This window comes from Pseudobacteroides sp., from assembly GCF_036567765.1.
In the GTDB taxonomy this organism is placed as follows: Bacteria; Bacillota; Clostridia; order Acetivibrionales; family DSM-2933; genus Pseudobacteroides.
This window is the reverse complement of record NZ_DATCTU010000122.1, coordinates 1-19,970: the sequence shown is the minus strand read 5'-3', so window position 1 is coordinate 19,970 and position 19,970 is coordinate 1. Positions and strand designations below refer to the sequence as shown.

The following is a 19,970-nucleotide window of genomic DNA, read 5'->3' as shown; positions in this document are numbered from 1 at the left end:
GGAAAATTGCTCTACCTCTAAAAAATTTTGGTTCAACAATAAATTTTGTGGTACATAGAAAATAATTACAGAGGTTTCATGCAAACATAGACTTCTATTTAAGAAAGTTTTTTTAATTAATATGCTAAAGAGTATATAAATACCAAAAACTTTGTGTTAAAGTTAGCATATTAAGGTAGTGTGTTGAAATAGAATCATAAAATTATATTAATTTTGGAGGGAGTATATGAAAACCAAACGGATATTTATCAAAATTATGGCACTAGTAGTTTCAATTCTTATGCTGTTTACATCAATGCCTCTTGATGCACTGGCATATTATAAGGAAAAAAGCGAGGGTATTTCCATTAAAGATAAAAATGGAAATACCATTATAACAAATTCCAGTTGGGAAACAAAATTCCCATACGGAACCTTTGCATTCAGTACCAGTGAACTGACGGTAAATGAAGGCGGTGAAGGCAAAATAACCGTTTATAGGCTTGGAGGAACAAAAGGGCGGGCTTCAGCCGTGATAAACTATGTGCCGGCAATAACAGATATTGCAGAAGGGGTAAAAAGCTATAGCAATGCAGCAGGCTCTTCAGATATTTCAATTAGGGTTGAAGATCCATTACCTATTACCAAGTACCAGACTCTTGGAAAGGACCCTGACCCCATTAAGCCTTCCCCGGCAGTGGGAATCAGTACAGGCAAGATAGATGAGAAGGGTGATCTTCATCTTAACCTTGCAAAAGATGCAGAATCATATCAATGGTATATTTTCGCGGATAATGCATGGAAGATAGTTACTGGAGCAACCAATAATGAATTTACCATTTCAAAAGACGATTATTTAAAATATGACGTAAGATGTGTATTCACCATTAAAGGGACAGCGTACTGCTCCGACTCTGCTAAAGGTGTGGCTTATGAATATACCAAACAGGAAGTCATAGGCACTCCTCCCGCTGATATAGACCTAAACCCGCCGACAACTTATTCTGTTGTTCCAATGGATAGCCCGGATAAATATGCAGGATACGCATTCACAGTGACCTTTGCTGAAGATGAATGGGTGAAGGATATATATGTTTCATCTAAGGATAACACCAAGTCAGAACCTGATAAGTTCGGAACGTTTACCATTGTGGGCTGTGAGGGTGGTTCACTCTATGATGCGGCAAATACCTTGATGCTTCACATAAAAGAAAATGAAGCTTCAACTGCAAGCCAAATCGGATTTGATGTAAAGAGTGTTACAGTGGATAAGGCATCCGGGACAGCTAACCTTATAGTTAAACGCACAGGCGGAAATCAAACAGTATTGTCTGTGGATTACAGCACAACTGATGGCACAGCCGTTGCAGGAAAGGATTACGGTTCATCATCAGGCACGCTGAACTTCTATTCGGATATTGATGAACAAACTATCAAAATTCCCCTCATAAATGACGGAAAAGCTACAAATGAGAAGGTTAGCTTTACTGTCACCATTTCAAACCTCAAAGGAGACACAAACAAAATTTGTTCTCTGACCGATACCACAGCAACTGTTTATCTATACAATACAGCGGCTGAGTCTAAAAAGAATCTGGCCACAATGTTATATGATAAAGACGTTATCGATGCAACGGGTAATACTACGGAAGCCCCAGATTCGTTGGCACCAACAGAGCTTGCCACCGTTGGCGGAACCGAGATTAAAAATAAAAAGGATTCTCCATCGGCTACAATTGTTTATCCGGATAAAGATGATAAGAATGGAGAAATCAAGGCATTTACATATAATTATTCACTTGGCAGCATAAGTTTTTCCAACCCTATAAACAGGTGGATGGACAGGACATACATAGCCAATAAAAGCAATCAATCCTACGGAGATACACTGAGCGGCCTCTACAAATCAGGCTGGACAGGTGGATCCGCAGACGGCAATGGTTGGAAACTTGAATCAAAAGGTAATTCATCGGGAGAATTAACCATTCCATATGGGTCCGCCATGTATTCAAGATTTTACGGTACATTTTCATGGAATGCCTCACTGGCAAGTGATGGAGATTTATTTCTTTATGGCCTTGAATATGTTTATCCTTATTTTCAGATTTTGAAGTCAAGTGGTGAGCAACACGCTTATGTTAATGCCAATCACAGTACATCAGGAAATTGGTGGGATGGTTATACTCTAAGATGGTATACTTCCGGGTCTATTGACAGTTCTTGGAATGTAGGCGATAACGTAGGCAAATTACGCCTCGGAACACAGAGATACGATGCACATAACGGCAAAAGTAATGCTTTGGCTGCTTTAAACGATGGATACCTTGTACGCCGTAAATTTGACAACAAGTTTGGGCTGCGTATTTATACAGCAAATGACAGCGACAGTTCGCCCTCAGGTTCTGCCCAGCTTACTGAAGCCTCCGGCGTTTACAAATCCATTCAGCCTACCGTATCCATAGTAAACGGAAGCGGTGGTGTGGATGGTTCAGGAAAGCTCTACGTAGGCTCCACTATTCAGGTAGAGCTAAAATCCACTGCAAGCTACAAGCCTGCAACCGAGGATTCGACCCTTGATTATGGAGTTTACCTCACCGATTCCAGCGGTAAGATTGTAGCCACCGGGAAAAAGGAAGCTGGAAGCAACAGGTACAATATTAATATGATATGGAATGGATTTACACAATCTTCCCTAACCGATACTTATACCATAAATGTTGTTATGACTAGGAGTCAGGAATTTAAGATAGATATTCGTCCTTCTGTCCAACGATTGAAGGATGTGGATGGTAATGTCTTAAACAGTATCGATACCGACAAAATAACAGAAACCATTGACAAATTTAAATCACATGGTTCAAACTTTATTACAATAGGATATTCAGAAACTGATAAAACTTCCGCAAACCGTTTTACATATAAACAAAAAAATATCAACAAGAGTGACTTGACAGGGACCGATACTACTGGAGTTATAAAGTATCCTTCCAATATTGAGAACATTCATTGGATTAACTTTAACCTCCCATCAGATGACATTATCATTTTGGACGGCAAATCCTTTTATGGAAATGAAAAAATATATCTTGAAATGAGGAACCTGTCAACAGCATCACTTGATTTCAGGTACTATGAGAAAAATTATATAACTGCGGCAAACGATATGACCACAAGCATTTCTCAAACTGGATTGTATCTTGATAAAAATGGCAATGGAAGAATTGACGGATATTTTAACAAGCAAACAGGTTATTTTATCTTGGATAAAGACAGTAAAGGAAACGATGTAGATGAGTTTATATATTTCCTAAACAAAGGTACCGACTACGACGAAAGCGTTTTTGCACCTGTTCCTATGTACGATTCAAAGGGGCAAATTGCGGGCTATAGGCAGTATTTCCTTAAAACCTTCTATACCATGACACCTCGCAGCTTGGTTGCACCTGCAGGAGCTAACTCCAATGACTATGCACAGGTAATTCCTGCCTTTATAGCAGATGTAACAAACCCCAACCAATATGCGAAACTTACTTCAGAACAAAAGGCGTACCGTTACATCATAAGTGGTAAGAGCAGGAGCTATATAAACAACTCTATACCTCAAAACGAGAGTGATTATGCCGTATCGTCAGACAATCATCTGATGTACGGGGCAGAGGCAAGTACATTGTCAACTGTGGATATTCCTCTTGGAGGAGACCGCAATCCACCAAAGCTCTCAGGGAAGTCCTTTACATGGACACCGGATTATCACGGCAACCTACGCAGTAAATTTGCAAATCCAAGCCCAATATTTATACCCCACAGCCTTGCAGGAGACAATATACCGATTGCTGAAATTGCCGGTATCGATACCAATACCGGTGTAGTAACATACAAGGATGGTGCCGAGGATGCTGCTGCAAAAATCAATAACTATCTTGGATCCTTTACAAGCGACGACACCTTTGCTCTTTGTGTCCAGGAACAGAAAAAAGCAGGAGTCTCACTCCTTGATGATTCCGAAATACCGGATCCTGAGACTGTAAGCCATAGCTCCAGCGGTTCATATCAAAATTCTGATTATCTTAAGGCACAAAACGGCTCATCTACTCCAGAGTCAGGTGTTGATATGGGGCAATCAGGAAATGAATTCCCGGAATTCAACCTTGATATTGGAACAAAGCTCCCAGTTGCCGAAATTGGTGTTTCGGATTATATAACCATAACCATGAATGGCTATGAGGTTGGCTTCTCGATCGGTATACCTTTAGGTGGATATAATTCCAACGGGGATGCCGGTACGGGCGGTACAGGTTCTTCTGGAGGATCTGGAGGGTCTGGAGGATCTGGCGGTTCCGGCTCTTCAACCTCAGAAAGCAACTGGTTTGGACCTAAAAAAGCAAACGCAGCTAACATGGAAGATATGGGAAAACTCAAAAACTTTCTTAGAAACCCAAGCATGGAAACTGCCAAAGGTGCAGATGATTCTTATGCAAATGCCAAAGATAACGGCAAGATGAAGTCCAGTTCATTTTCAGTGGATTTCTCAGTTTCCCTCGCGTTCCTATTTAAATACAATCCCATTGACAATGCCTTTTACTTCAGTCAATTCTCAGCTGCCATAGCAGCAGAGCTTCAATACAAAATGCAGTATAGGCTCACCCCATGCCCCATTGTCTATGTTTATGTCACTGTGGGTATCAGCATTGAAATTGGCACAGGTTTGACTGTTGACCGTGATCCAAAGGAAGAACCAACTGCTGCTTTGTCAACAGAGATGATTCTTAATCCTGGCCAGACGTATAAGTTTGATACAGACTATAAAGCATTTAATGTTACTTTCTCCGGAAAACTTGGTTTAAAGAGTACTTTGTCAGGATTCAAGGAAGGTTATATAAAGTCTGAAGGTGACGACCCGGTAACTGTAACTCTTAAAAAGCAGGATGGCAACAAGCTAAGCAGCAAATACCAAGTTACACTGGTAGCTCTGGAAAAAACTACAATTAAGCGTGTTGCAAGAGTAGTAGATGCCGACAGTGACGTTTACTGGAACGGTATGACAATTTCTCCTGAGGCATTTGTGGAAGCAGGTGCAGGAATAGGCATAGAAATAATGAAGTTTGAAGTATTCATTAAAATCAGCGTTGGATGCAAAATGACTCTTGGTGCATACGAAAAGGAATATGATACTGCAACAGGCCTATATTCAGGAAAATATGAAGGATTTAGCTTTGATGAGTTTGACTTTTCCCTTGGACTTGGTTTCAGGGTGGTTTTACTATTATTCAGCTATGAGATGGATCTTATAAAGTATAGCATCACATATGACAAGAAGGATGGCTGGAAACACAAATGGTCTGCACTGGGAGATACATTTGGCGGTGATATAGGCACCCTTTCCATGACCGACACAAAAGGAAACACAACAAATGCCGGAGTGAGGATTAAGCTTCCCGGAAGTACCGAAGCTACCCAAAAAATTTATCAACCACATCGAGACGATGAGCTAACGGCATTATCATACAACCCCACAGACAGCAATGTTCCTTTCCAGCTTTCAGGCTACGGCAGCTCTGGAGATGCTTTCAAGCTGGCTGACGGCTTATTGACAGGCTACGATTATAAGGTTGTAACCGTTGGAAAGGACAACTATGTTATATATACGTACGGCCGCAAAGGAGCTGCAAACGAAGTAGACAACAGCATGCTTGTTATGTCAAAGCTTCGAGTTACTTCTGCAAACGGCAAGGAAAGCTATGGTCTTGTTAACCCGGTTAACGAGCTTAGTTTAGCACCTTATATTCTCCTTGACACCACAGACGGCAAAACCGATGATGGAACAGGGGACCTTGATTTCAATGCCTGGGCAGACGGCAATAACATAAATGCTGCATGGATAAGCTATGGAAGTGCATCAGCAACTGCTCCAACAATATTGACCAAGCCCACATCCAATGTTCCCCAACTCACTGACGGAACAAAAATGGATGTAACAAATTACAAGAACACAGGTTTTGTACCTGAAGAGCCAAAAGTAGTTGCAGATCCAGGTTCCAAACCCTTAGAACCGGTGCAATCGGATTATTATAAGTCGGATACCGACTTCAATAAAAAGTACAGCACTTATGAAGAGGCAAAAAGTGCCTATGATGTTGCATTAGCTGACTACACCCAATATGATGGAAAGAAAAAGGCATACGATGATTATCTTGTGAAAAAGAAGGAATACGATACTGCAAAAGCTTGGTATGACTACTTTGCATCAGTGGATAATTATAACAACTATATTCAAAGCAGAGCAACAAAGGCAGCAAAGAATACTGTAATCAAAAAAGCCTCCTTTACAGTTAAATCATCCTACAGCGGCACAGAAGGTTTCACCGCCTCCAAAGTTATAAGCAGTGCCCCAGGCTCTACTGTGTATGTGCCCGATTCATCAGGGGACGGCTCGGCTGTATTCTATGCACAAGCGGTACATTATAATGACACAGAGCTTAAAAAAATGGTTTCGGACTATACTTCCTATTTAAATAATTCTTATCCGGGAAGCGATGCTTCAGAATCCATTCGCCAATACCGCCTGCTTTATCAGACCGGGCTTTGGGAAACCTACGGTAAGGGCACCCAATTATCTGCAAGTGTAAACGGTAAGATTACAAGTGTGGGAATTTCTGCCAACCAGACACTGGATAATATTGAAACAAAGAAAATAGGTGACACGTACTATATTGCATATACCACAAGTCAGCAGGAGATTCAGGCACAGGATTTTGTAACCATACGCAGGCTGTATATTCGTACAGCAACTGTAAACGCTGATGAAACAGTTACTTTAAAGACGCCATATCTTATTAAAATATTGGTAGATTATGACCGGAATAAGGGCGGAAAAGACGGTGTATACAAAAACGCAAGTCTATCGAAGGCATATTCCGATCCGTATTTTGCAAACCTTCAATTTCTGAAGGGCAAGATTGGTCAGCTTACAGGAGGAGAAAGCATTCAGCAGCTGTCTTCCGATACGGCAGAAAACTTCCTGTTGTTCGAAATGAACGGCTCAACCTACATAATACCTGAAGCAGAACTTAATAATATAGTGAAATCTGGAACAGGAACACTTTACCCATTCTTTACCCCAGAAAACATGACAGGAGATGATGGCAGTCCTGCACAGCAAACAACAACAGGCCGTGCTGAAGTAACAATTGGTGCTGACGGTGCCGGCAACATCTCAGCTGTATATACAGGTGCAGTTGCCAATACCGGTAATAATGCAGTGTATTTATCCAAATATGATCCCAACACTAATACTTGGGGCGTTGGAACAATGCTTGCAATGAGGAACATGCAGGTTTATGAGGATAGTATTTCCAAAGGATGGTCTAAAGATGATGCCCAAAATGCTTATCTGGGGAAACTTAACGGGTACGCAGGCGGGTCCATGGATCAGCTTAAATTTACAAATCTCCAGATTGCATTAGGACTTTCAGCTGATGCCAATACAGTTTCAGCCTTGTCAAATGACGATAAAGCTTCAGATACAACATCGCCGGAATACAAAAAACTTTCATCCAAGTTTGGCATATCAAAGGAACCAACAGATTTATCACTGCTTGGCATGGATGATGCAGAATTGATTGCTGCCGGTGATACACCGTCCCCAACAAAGGATACATTGCTGGTAATCACTCAGGCAAGCCTTACAAAACTGAAAGAATATACAGTTAATGGTGAAAAAGCCCTTGGACCTGACGGTGACTCAACCGTAGGTATATATGCTATCAGCTATGGGGTTGGAGCTCAAAGCATAGGTGAAGATAAAGCAACCTTCGCAAGCTACGATTTCTCTGCTGGTTCAGAGCTAAGGCCAACCATATCCTTCGTAAACACAGGTGATGTTTCGATCAGGGGAAGTGCATCCAACCCAATTACTGTTAAGCTTAATATTAAGACACCTGACAATGCTTCTACAAACCTTAATACGTGGAAAATTACCCAGAACATAGCTTCAGGACAAAAAGTCGAACTTAGCGGAACGAGTGCAGCACTTACCAAGGATCTTCCAAGCGGTAGCGTCTTCTATATAACTGTGGAAGAAGATGCCTCATATTCCTCAAAAGCATTTAATGCAACCACACTATCATCTGACGGTAAAAACGGTACTTTGGTTGTATCTCCAAAGCCGGAGCTTGGATTCGAGCATTTTTCAATAAAAAGCACCGGCATAGATTCAAATGGAAATGCTGTGCTGAATGTGGATTTCCAGGTTGGAAACCGTGGAAGTGCGACTGCTGATAATGCCTATGTCCAATTTACATATGAGACAGGGAAAGACAGCAGCGGAAAAATCACATATTCACCGCTAGACTTAAGAATAGCAGGTACCAACCTTACAGTTTCAAAAGAGGAAGAGTTGAAGCTTCTTGGAGCATCAACAGATACAAATAAGCAAAACGGAATACTTTACCTGTACAATTCAAGTGATGGAGGAAATATAAGTAAGGGTAAGGGGCGTACTGTAACAGGTACACTGGTAGTCCCTGCCAGCTGCTATAAAGGAAGTGCAACAGGAAGTCTTAACCTCAATGTTGAAATTTTCAGTGATGCAGATACAGTGAAGTCCTTCAACACAGGTATGCTTGAGGCAGTTCACGGTGAATATAACAGTATCAATAACCTTAGATCAACCCAAATAGAGCATACCACCTACTTCAATACTGCCGACAGAATTACCCTTGCAATGGGTAACACAATGCGACTGCCAGTTACAATTGCCACAACAAAAGAAAGAGCACCTGTCATCACAGTAACTGAGATTTCCAATGCTTCTGACAATGCTAGGAACCTGGGGGTTCTGTATTACAAAGACACAGGCAATTTCTCAAAAGGCCATACAACAGGAACACTGGTAATCACACCAACTAAAGAGGGAACCGGGGTTATACATATAAAAGATATTGCTACCAACACCACTAAAGCTATAACATATACGGTAACCGAATATGGTGAAGGTATAAATATTTATAATGATAACAGTATGTTCAGCTTTAAAAACGCTGATGGATCCAATTATGACAAGGCATCAACCATCAGCCAGAGCTGGAAATTCAAAGGAAACATCCCCGTTTGGGGTACAGGTGTAACTGAAAATGCACCATACCTGTCAAATTTGTCTTATGGCGATAAAAACAGCTCTTTCAGCTTTACAACAGTTGCCGAATCACTTGATTTGTACTTTAATGGAAGTGTAAATGTGAAGAGCACTTTCCCTGGATTTAACAGTAATGGTATTGATATTTCCGCTGCTGGAGGAAACACAAAGTCAAGGGTCAACTTTGGCTCCAACAAAACAAATTATCCTCACACTGTCACAATAACAGTTACTTCGGAAACTGCACAGTTTGATAAGCTTGTAGAGCAATTTGCAGGTGACCAGGTACCAACGCCTTCAGATGACGATAACTCACCACGGATTTACTGGAACAGAAGTTTCCCTCAAACTGCATCAATAAAGAGCGGAACTAATATTGCCGTTGATCTTACATGCTATATATTGGATGACGGCAATTTATCATCTGTTACCTTAAATGATAATACCCCAGTTGGTCTGGTTAAAAATGACAACGGCTTCTGGCAATTTAACATACCAGTAAATGAAAATGGAACCATATCAGTTGCAGCTATTGATGCATCCGGCAATCGTACTGCTCAGTCCATTACAGTTGACTGGTTCAACAGTACAATATCACAAAATTCGGTTGGGGATGCTCCTTCGGTAACTGCTAAATTCCAGATAGGAAGCCAGGATATCCAAAACGGAGAGTATATAAATCAGGGTCAAACTGCTTATTTAAGTGCAAATGCAGTGCCGGGTAAGGTAAGCGGCTCCCCTATCAATGATGTGGCTGCTAACTATATCAGCACCAAAACAGATATTGCTGCAAACAAAACAACCTTGGATATCTCAAACATTGCTGCTGAAAGTGACGGAAGATTTTTGGTCAGCAACAACGGCTACTATCAGGTGACTGCAACAGCCAAAGATGGCACATGGAGTTCAGTGATTCTATTGATGGATCGCATGGATGTGAATCAGCCCACAGTACACCTTGAAGAGATAAGCCCGGATAACCAGGCTGCTGAAAATACAAATAGGTCACTCTCTTGGAGTGTTGCCAAGAGCAGTGCCATACTTTCCTCCATCAAGACTGCAACCATAAACGATTATCCCCTTTCCTTCCAGCAGGGTTTGACCAGAATAGCAGGTACATTCCCTGTAACATTTGGAGGAAAGTACACCCTATATGCTCAGGATATGGCCGGAAACTACAACAATAGCTCCATAACAGTAAAGGATTTCCCAATAGACATTACATCTGCTAATGTTTTCAAAGTAAGTAATTCATGGAACAATGATAAAAATAACGGATTTATCACCATAGACAGCAATTTTATAACTGGTGGTCTATATGATGCTTCAAAATCCGTGCCGATGGTCAATACTTATCGCGGTTCTTACCAGTTTGCTGCTGTAAAAGCCGCTGATGCTTCCAGATATGCTGATGCAGCAAAAGCAATTGCTCAGAATAATGGGGATTATACAAAATGGCTTAAGAATCTTAAATGGCAGGATGATCCTGTTATATCAGATCTTTCACCCGATGATTACGCCATATATGTACGTGATGCTCAGGATAAGGATAATATCAAGGTTATATCCAAAAAGTCATTGACTGTAAATGATGACTATATAACCTTTAAAACAGAAAAAACACGTTCAACCAATTATGCTCCAAAAGACGGCTCAATCACACTAACTGCATCGGGCGGTAAGGATGCACTTGGTACATACCAGTTTGCAATTCTTCCACGTACGGGCATTAATCCATCTCCTATACCGGTATCGGATGTGGAGTCCAAGGGTGCAGTGTGGGAAACCCCTGATATGCCGATGACCGACCTCAATATTAAAAAATACAAGGATTTGACCTACGGTTATTATCAGGTAGCCGTTCGGCCGATGGCAGGTGTTTCAAGTGCCGATCTCCATAATCTTGGAAAGCTTTATGATGATGTTGTATCCGCTGAATCAAATGTAGCTAATGCTGAGAAAGCTCTTACAGTGGCATCAATAAATGAATCTGTAAACACTTATATCAACAACATAAGTATGGCTCTCCAAAACTGGAACAATGCCGCTGCTGCCGACAAGGCTGCTGCTCAGGCTGAATACTTGGCTGCTGTCAATAACGATGCAACTATCCTTGATATGCTTAAGCTATGGAATGAAGCCAAGGAGGCTGTTCAAAACGGTACCGCAACCCAAAAAGACTTAAATACAGCTAAAGACAACTATAATAATGCTGTAAAAGCCTTTGCCCAAGCCCAGGCAACCTCTGATGCCAGTGACAAACTAACAAAAGCAAAAGATGCTCTGGCAATTTCCAATAAGGCATTAGAAGATCAAAGGAAGCAACTTAATGACAAGTCTAATGCGGCTTTTTCCGCTGACCCGACTCTATGGGAAAATGCAAATTCATCCATAGTTTACGTTGATTACTATATCTACAGAAATAACATAACAGAAACAGAGAATGATGAAGATGATGAGAAAAAACCTGGTACTGTTCCGGTTATAGAGTACAAGGTTGAAGATAATTGGGTAACTGTTACAGTACCGGATGAAATCAAGAGCATCGATAATGAGTCAATAGATAAAATAATAAACTATAATTCAAGTAAAAACATACTTATAACCGGTAAGAACCTACTCATGCAAATACCAAAGGGCACATTATCAAAGGGTGATAATCTCAACTCAATGGCATTATTAAACTATCAGATTCCGGCAAAACCACAAGACTATGTAATAGCCTATACAGGTAAAGACGGCAAGGCCCAGATCATACCTTGGAGTTTAGTATCAACAGATGGTCTTATGTATATTGCTTCATCAAAAGGAACATACTCAGTGGTTAAAAATACATACACCTTTAGTGATGTGTCAGCTGACTTCTGGGGTGCCGCTGCAGTTTCATTTGCAGCTTCCCATGAGCTTTTTAAGGGCACAGGCAAAAATACATTTGATCCTGATGGACATATGACTCGAGGCATGTTTGTCACAACTCTTGGACGCCTTGCAGGAGTAGATATAAAAAAATATCCCAATAGCTCCTTCAGTGATGTTCCGTCCAATGCGTGGTACAGCCCTTATATAGGATGGGCTTCGGAAAATGGCATCATAAGCGGGTATTCCTACAAAGTATTCCGACCTGATGAAATGATGACACGTGAACAGATGTGTACAATTATCAACCGTTATATAAAGAAGTTTGGCATTGAGTTTGCTAAGTCTGCAAATATTCAAAATTTCACAGACAGCAGCAAGATAAGCCCTTGGGCTAAAGAATCTGTAAACCTTTGCTACCAATACGGACTTATTAAGGGCAAAAACGGCAACCTCTTTGATCCGCAAGGAAAAGTAAGCCGTGCAGAAGTTGCCACAATTTATATGAACATGATCAATGCTGGATTAAGAAAAGGAAAATAAGCTGGAGGAAACAAATGAAGCACCTAATTCGTGTTCTTGCCTTCGTTACTGCAATAATATTTAGTACATGGACTATTCCCATAGTCCATGTACATGCTGCAGAAGCAGGAAGAATGGAAATAAAAAATAAAAGCTATATTTTCAAATTGAAGAATGATTCACCGGAAATCCTTCCAGTAGGGGATGCGAGCAGTATCAAGCATATCCCCTATACGGAGGACTTATATACCACTGATAGCCTGGAAGCTATACAAAGCTACATTGACGCAGGGTTTGTTGAATACGTGGAACCGGATAGCATTGTAAGTCTTCTTGACAACAAAATTCTGCTCACACCCGACCCAATGTTTTCAAGCCAGTGGTATATGGATTCACTTGAAATCAGCAGTGCATGGGATCGAGGTCTTAGGGGCAATGGTGTTACTATTGCAGTAGTTGATTCGGGTGTCAATATAAGCCATGAGGATTTGGCCGGAGTCTCAATCAGCGGATACAACTTTATAGGGAGTGATACCTCTGATTATGGCACAGATTCCACAGGCCACGGTACCTTTGTAAGCGGCATCATAGCTGCACAGGTCAATAATGGCAAAGGAATTGCTGGTCTTACAGATAAGGTTAATCTTCTGGAGCTTAGATGTTTTGATTCCAAAACCACTCGTACATCAAATGTGGTAAGTGCACTTGAATATGCTGTAAAACAAAATGCTGACGTTATAAACATGAGCTTTGGCGGAACAAACTCAAGCCTTGCAACCTCTCTGCGAGAGCAAATTGATATTGCTGCCAAGAAGGGCATTATACTGGTTTCTGCTGTGGGAAACGGAGATAACGGCGATGTAACTTCCCTTAACTATCCTGCTGCATTCGAAAGTGTTGTGGGAGTTGGCATGGTGGATAGCAAGCGACTTGTTCATCCCCATTCCCAAAGAAACAGCAGTGTATTTGTAACCGCTCCCGGCGTTGGGTTACCCGGCTTGGGAAATTCAGCTTCCGATGCCTATATAAGCTCAGTTACAGGCACTTCCTATGCTGCAGCCTTTGTCACATCCCTGGCAGCCATGGCAAAGCAAGTTAATAAGTCAATAGACGGCAGTGCATTTAAGAAGCTTCTAATGGCTTGTGCTGTAGATGACCAATCCGGTGATGGCTACGATACATCATATGGATACGGTATCGTGAATGCAAGGCTAATGGCAGAAGCACTTACAAAAGACTATAAAATAACATACAATAGCAGCGGCGGTACCATTAGCGGTACTGCCGGAACTGATTATCCAGCTGCATATAGGATAGACAGAAAGACAGATGCAACCCTACCTATTCCTGTAAAAAACGGTTACAGATTTGCAGGATGGTATGACGACCCTACATTCACCGGAAACAGCATCACAAAGGTTGCCGACAATTCAGTAGGTGATGTGAAATACTTTGCAAAATGGGAAATGAATACGACTACCGCTGTAAAATCTATAACTGTCCAGGGAGTCACCGCTGAGGTTTATGAATCCAGCAACACTATTTATAACGTTACACTTCCATCAAACCATAGCAAGATAATGGCATCCGATTTCCTTGTTGTTCCTGCAAGCGACAGTGCTTCCGTTACTGATACTGAATCAGGTGAAAACCCCGATACTTGGACATTTGATGTTACAAATGAAGGTGAGTCCACTACATATGTGGTTAATGCTACACTATCACATTTTGCCCGTCCTTCAGCAAAAGGAGCTCTACCCACGGGAGAGTCAACACCTGCTTCCAGTGATGGCAAAATCAAGGTTACTCCATATTTGTGGCAAGATATTGCCTCATGGTTTAATGATGTAAACGCAGAAACTGCTTACAGCATAGTTTCATCCAGTGGTACAGGCAAGGCTGAAATATCTGAAAAAACACTCACATACACTCCATCAGAAAGTGATGCCGGAAAGTCTGTAATACTCACTATCAGAGGAAAAAACGGACCTTTTGAGAGTACTCTTGATGTGACTGTGTCGATATGGGTAAATCCGGTTCCAGCTAATATTATAACCTACCCCGTTACCCCTATAAGTGGAGGCACAGCATCTACCCCAACACCCTCCGTAGTATCTGATACCACTGTCATTTTGCCTGTTTCTCCCAATGAAAGCGGCTACGGTTATTCAGGCTCAGGCGAAAGCAAAATCCATGCTACCGCTTCAACAAGTGAAAAGGAAGATAATAATAGTATATACAAGCACACAGATAACACGGACGAGCAAAACGCTTTAGTGATAAGTAATACAGCTGATATAGTCAGCAACAAACTACCATCTGGTGGTTGGATCAATCCGTTTACAGATGTAAAAGCAACTGACTGGTACTTTGACTCTGTGGCTTTTATATGCGAAAAGGGCTTTTTCAACGGACTATCCGATAAAATTTTTGCACCGGATGCCTCCATGACACGCTCCATGCTTATAACAGTTCTTTACCGTATAGCTGGAAAGCCTCAAGTTGATTCATCAGACATCTTTGAAGATGTGTCAAAGGGTGCATGGTACGAAAATGCCGTTAATTGGGCATATTTCAATAAAATCGTTTTTGGCATAAACAACAAGAAATTCGCACCTGACAAACCGGTTACTCGACAGGAGGCAGCAGTTATATTACATAATTATGATAAGTACCTGAAGAAAAGCGATATCAATAAAATGACTTCACAGGATATATTGAATAATTTTCATGATAAGGAAGATGTTCTATCATGGGCATATGAAGCAATGAGCTGGGCTGTCGATTGCAAACTTATAAGCGGCAAAACCAAATCCATACTGGATCCGGCAGGCACAGCAACTCGTGCTGAAGTTGCAGCAATCCTTCAGCGATATTGTGATATTGCAAAATTGTAGTTTATAATTGAGTGAACGTGCTACAATTTAAAATTAATATAATTTGGGTGTTGACTTAATAACAATGATATTGTAAAATGTATAAGCGTGTTAAATTAATATGATTTGTGGAGAGATGGCTGAGCTGGTCTAAGGCGCACGACTGGAAATCGTGTGACGGCTAATACCCGTCCGAGAGTTCGAATCTCTCTCTCTCCGCCAGTAAGTAAAGTCAAGTATTTCAAGGGTTTGAGATACTTGACTTTTTGTTTGTAGCTTTTTTGCAGTCCACACGATTTTTTAATAAAAAAATCATAATCGTATGAAGTGGGGAATGTAAAAATGGCAAAGAAAATCACTATGAAAAAGGATACAAATGGAAAGACAATTGAGGCAGGATACAAGGAGTTCATCAACACGTGTAAAGTAAAAAACTTGTCCGAAAAAACAATTATTTATTATAATGCTTATATGAATAAGTTTATGGCATTCTTAAAACAAGATAATATTACGCTTATCAAGGACATAAACAAAGACCTTATAAATACTTATATTATACATTTAAAAGGCCTTGGCAATCAGAACGACATATCAATTAATACTGCCATAAGAGCTGTCAGAGCAATAATTTATTTCTTTCAAGGTCTTGGGTACTGTAATTCGTTTAAAATTAACCTGATAAAAGCTAATAAAACAATTAAGGAAACATATACGGAACATGAATTAAAGCTGCTTCTTGACAAGCCAGATTTTAAAAAGTGCGATTTTAGCGAATACCGGGATTGGGTTATAGTTAATTTTCTACTTGCTACAGGAGTAAGAGTTGGTGAACTTGTAAATATCCGTATTGGAGATATTGATTTAGATGAAGCCATTACAAAGGTAAAACAGGGTAAATCAAGGCGTGAAAGGCATTTACCTTTATCAAAAACAATAAATAAAATACTCATGGAATACTTGGAAATAAGACAGGGAGAAAGTCCGGAAGATTATTTATTTTGTAATTCGTATGGGCAAAAATTTACTGAAAATTCCTGCACAAAGAGCATAGCAAGGTATAATAATAAAAGGGGAATAAATAAAACATCAATGCATTTATTTCGTCATACCTTTGCAAAAATGTTTATATTAAATGGTGGTGATGTTTTTAGGCTTCAAAAGATTCTAGGTCATAGGAGTATTGAGATAGTTAAAGAATACGTCAATATGTTTACAAATGACCTAAAGAAGGATTTTGATAATTTTAATCCATTGGAAAATATTAATAAATCTAAAGGAAAACCCATTAGAATAAAATAGAACAATAAAGAATATCTTCGATAGGGCGATGTAATAATAAAAGTGCTTCAAATAAACGTCTGAAGCACTTTTAAATAAATCTAACTAGGAAAATCTTGAGAATAATATATGAAGCCTGTTTGTAGGGATTTCTTCGACATTTGAACCTTTTCGGCTATAGAATTTATTATCATAAGCATAGGGACGTTTTCCAGAAGCAACTTCAAAAATAACTAATGCTTTACCCGCATAATTTATTAACCGTACAATTACATTATCTAAAAATTCTTTTTCAACTAATTCTTTTTCTAAATAGTTTAAAATTACATTATAATAGGAATCATAATTTGAATTGTGATATTTATCTACTTCGCCCTGTAGCCCAGTTATATAAAATTTATTGTATTTAATAAAATCTGAATTGTATTTTTTACATGACTTTTTCATATCTTCTTCGTCATCTGCAATTCCAACAATAATATATCCTTTAGAATTAGCTTTAGCATTTGCCATAGCAGTTAACGTTTTAGTAATTTTGTGAATAATACTTACATCAAAATCTCCAATATTATCAAGTCTATGAAAACCTTGTTTAAAATCATACAAGGCTTGTTCAGTAAATGACTGCATTAAGATGTTTTCTAATTTTGTAGACCAACTATCAATTGCAGGATTTTCTATATCACTATCACTTTTAATACGGAATGCACTTTTTATCAAGGCTTTTATATCTTCGATATTCCTTTTTCTACTAGCACCACTCCAGTTTCCACCTGCACTTATATTAATATGTCTACCAATACCTATTAATTTATTTTTTAATTTGTCGTAGCTATCTATAACCAAATTTTCAATGAATATCAGTTCATATATTGCTATAAAAATTATTTGAAATGGTCTAGGTATATAGTAACTTGCCTCCTTATCAGGATATAAGATAGTCTTTAGGTTTTTTGAAGTATCAACCATGCTAAGCTTTTTTAGTTCATCAAGGATGATAATGAAGCGTTCGATAATTAATTCAGAATTTTGTTTTAGATTTCTTTCTAAAGAGTAATAACGTTCTTTTTGAGTAGGAGTATTAAAAATCCCATAGTAGTTATCTAATAGTTCAGAATTTGCAGTAGATTTATTCTCTAGAAGTACATAACCTAACATATCAGCTACAATTTCTTCATCTAATGATTGACGAACTTTTTCTCGTGGAATAATACCTTCTTTTACCCAAAAAATCTCATTAACATTAATTCCGTAATCTAAATTTTTGTTTGATATACTAATGCTCTTCATACTATTTAAAATTAACTCATCAGATTGGGAATCATCACCTCTAAATTTTGCAGAAATCTTTCTAACTACATCTGCGAATTTTCCAAGGGAATTTGATTGACGAATGTCTTGCTTAGATAATTGTCTCCCTCCAGAGTTTATTCGTCTAAATATTTCATCAATTTCACGAGAGTTCTCCTTTTTATAAACTGAAAATGGTAAAACATAGCTAGCAATTTTTGTACAAATATCTCTTGAAAGCTTGGGGATTTTTTGAAATAATACTTTTTTATCTAACAGTAGTTTTGTTTCAACCATAGTTTCTAAGTCAAAGTATTCACCATTAATTTCAAATTCTTGCTCAATAAATGATGATATTGCATTAAGTCTTTGCATGCCATCAATAATTTCAAACTTATCATCTTCTCCATAAACAATTTCAGCAAAAAGAAACAGGGGTACAGGATATCCTTTTATTATTGATTCTACAAAAGCTCTCTTTTCTTCGATGTTCCAAACTAATTTTCTTTGATATTTTCTATTAACTAGAAATATTTCATTTTTATACATCTGATATACTCTTTGTATATTTTCACTTCTAATTAATAAATCTTGTTTAATATCAGTCATTTTTATCCCCCCATTAAGCATTAAGAATAAATCCATATGTATTGCATTTTTATTATACATGTTTTTTATAAAACTAACAATGATTAGTAAAGGAAGATTATTATAGAAATTAATCATTATAGTTTTTATGCACCCTCAAAAGCCACCAAAAACGGCATAAAAAGGAGGATTGTATTCAATCCTCTTTTTTATTTTTATGTAAAGAAAACCACCTGCTAAGCAGGTGGTCATGATTACATGAGCTTAAGTATAGTAACAATCAAGTTGGATGTTCATATGTTGCATTGCAATGTTTGTATTACCATATTAATAGCTGTATCATAATTATTTAGGTTAAAGTGATGTTTTACAAGTGTCTCAACTTCTACATCATCAAATATACCAATGCTGTCAATTTGTATAAACGTGTCATTATCTACTGTATCAATAGTTATCTTAATGTTTGTGTCAGGCCTTAATTGATTGGCAAGTTTGATTACTTTTTCCATGCGTTTTGTACCTCCGTTTGATTGATATATTATAATTATATGCCTTGCAAAACCTAGTTACAAGCCTGTATGAAACATAACATATATTGTAACATACAATTATTTTGTTTATGTTAATATACATATATTCCATTTAGTTTTGCAGAAGAGAATAATATAATTTCTAATAACTGGGTTAGGTTAGGTTTTTCGGCATAAAATAATATATGGTATTTATCTTAGTTATTCGAAATTAAAAATATTCTAATTAGAATATATAATATTACTTTATACCGAAAAACCTAACCTAACCCATATGTTTCCAATTGCAAAGCATCCAAAACACATTAAAAAGTACCTTTCGAAGATTTTAATATTATTTAAATAGGACGACATCTGAACACTGCATATTCCTAGTGTTCAGGAGTATATAGCCATTTTTATAATCCGGATTAGTAATTCTATTACTTATTATCAATTTAAGAGAAAACATATCATTTTGGAACAATGTGACCTATTAAATTATATAAGTCACATTGTTCTTTGCTTAGCAAAAGAAATTATATAATTTTGAACAAAAAGAAAATCACGATTTGATTGCTTTGCAAAAGGATAATTTACCAATAACCGGGTTAGGTCATACAATCAGAGAGACACCCGAAGGGTGACTCTTGCATTCCGCATAGGAACCGCCGGAGGGGTGTACCGTACGGATATTATACTATCCAAAACACATTTTAAAAAATTTTTTTATTAGGTGGTTGCAAAAATCAAATATTGTTGCCTATACATTGAGAAGGTTTAGTTTTGCAAAGATTTATTCGAAGCTTAGCACGTAACTAACTATGAACACTGAACAAGAATGGGGGTAGGGGGCAGAATACTATATATATATATATATATATAATATCCGTACGGTACACCCCTCCGGCGGTTCCTATGCGGAATGCAAGAGTCACC

The 19,970-nt window shown here is 38.6% G+C and carries 5 protein-coding genes and 1 tRNA gene; 4 read left to right on the top strand and 2 right to left on the bottom strand.

Going from position 1 to position 19,970, the window contains the following annotated elements; genetic code table 11:
* Positions 1-226 precede the first annotated feature (226 nt).
* From VIO64_RS20530 to VIO64_RS20515, 4 genes are all read left to right on the top strand, one after another.
* Positions 227-12,511, top strand: coding sequence for an S-layer homology domain-containing protein (locus VIO64_RS20530; protein WP_331921615.1), 12,285 nt, complete (start codon positions 227-229; stop codon positions 12,509-12,511).
* Between the two features lie 14 nt (positions 12,512-12,525).
* Positions 12,526-15,387 carry a S8 family peptidase gene (locus VIO64_RS20525; RefSeq protein ID WP_331921614.1) on the top strand — a complete coding sequence of 954 codons (2,862 nt, stop codon included), beginning with the start codon at positions 12,526-12,528 and terminating at the stop codon, positions 15,385-15,387.
* 109 nt (positions 15,388-15,496) lie between these two features.
* Positions 15,497-15,588 (top strand) — tRNA-Ser (locus VIO64_RS20520).
* A gap of 138 nt (positions 15,589-15,726) precedes the next feature.
* Positions 15,727-16,665, top strand: a complete 939-nt coding sequence (locus tag VIO64_RS20515) for a tyrosine-type recombinase/integrase (RefSeq protein WP_331921613.1) — start codon at positions 15,727-15,729, stop codon at positions 16,663-16,665.
* 84 nt (positions 16,666-16,749) lie between these two features.
* Here the strand turns inward: VIO64_RS20515 and VIO64_RS20510 are convergent, their stop codons facing one another.
* Both VIO64_RS20510 and VIO64_RS20505 read right to left on the bottom strand, forming a co-directional pair.
* The gene (locus tag VIO64_RS20510) at positions 16,750-18,543 is read right to left on the bottom strand and encodes a GmrSD restriction endonuclease domain-containing protein (RefSeq protein WP_331921612.1); all 1,794 of its coding nucleotides are present in this window, start codon (positions 18,541-18,543) and stop codon (positions 16,750-16,752) included.
* A 272-nt stretch (positions 18,544-18,815) separates the two neighbouring features.
* Positions 18,816-19,031 (bottom strand): hypothetical protein, encoded by a 216-nt coding sequence (locus tag VIO64_RS20505; RefSeq protein ID WP_331921611.1) that lies wholly within the window; start codon positions 19,029-19,031, stop codon positions 18,816-18,818.
* Positions 19,032-19,970 lie beyond the last annotated feature (939 nt).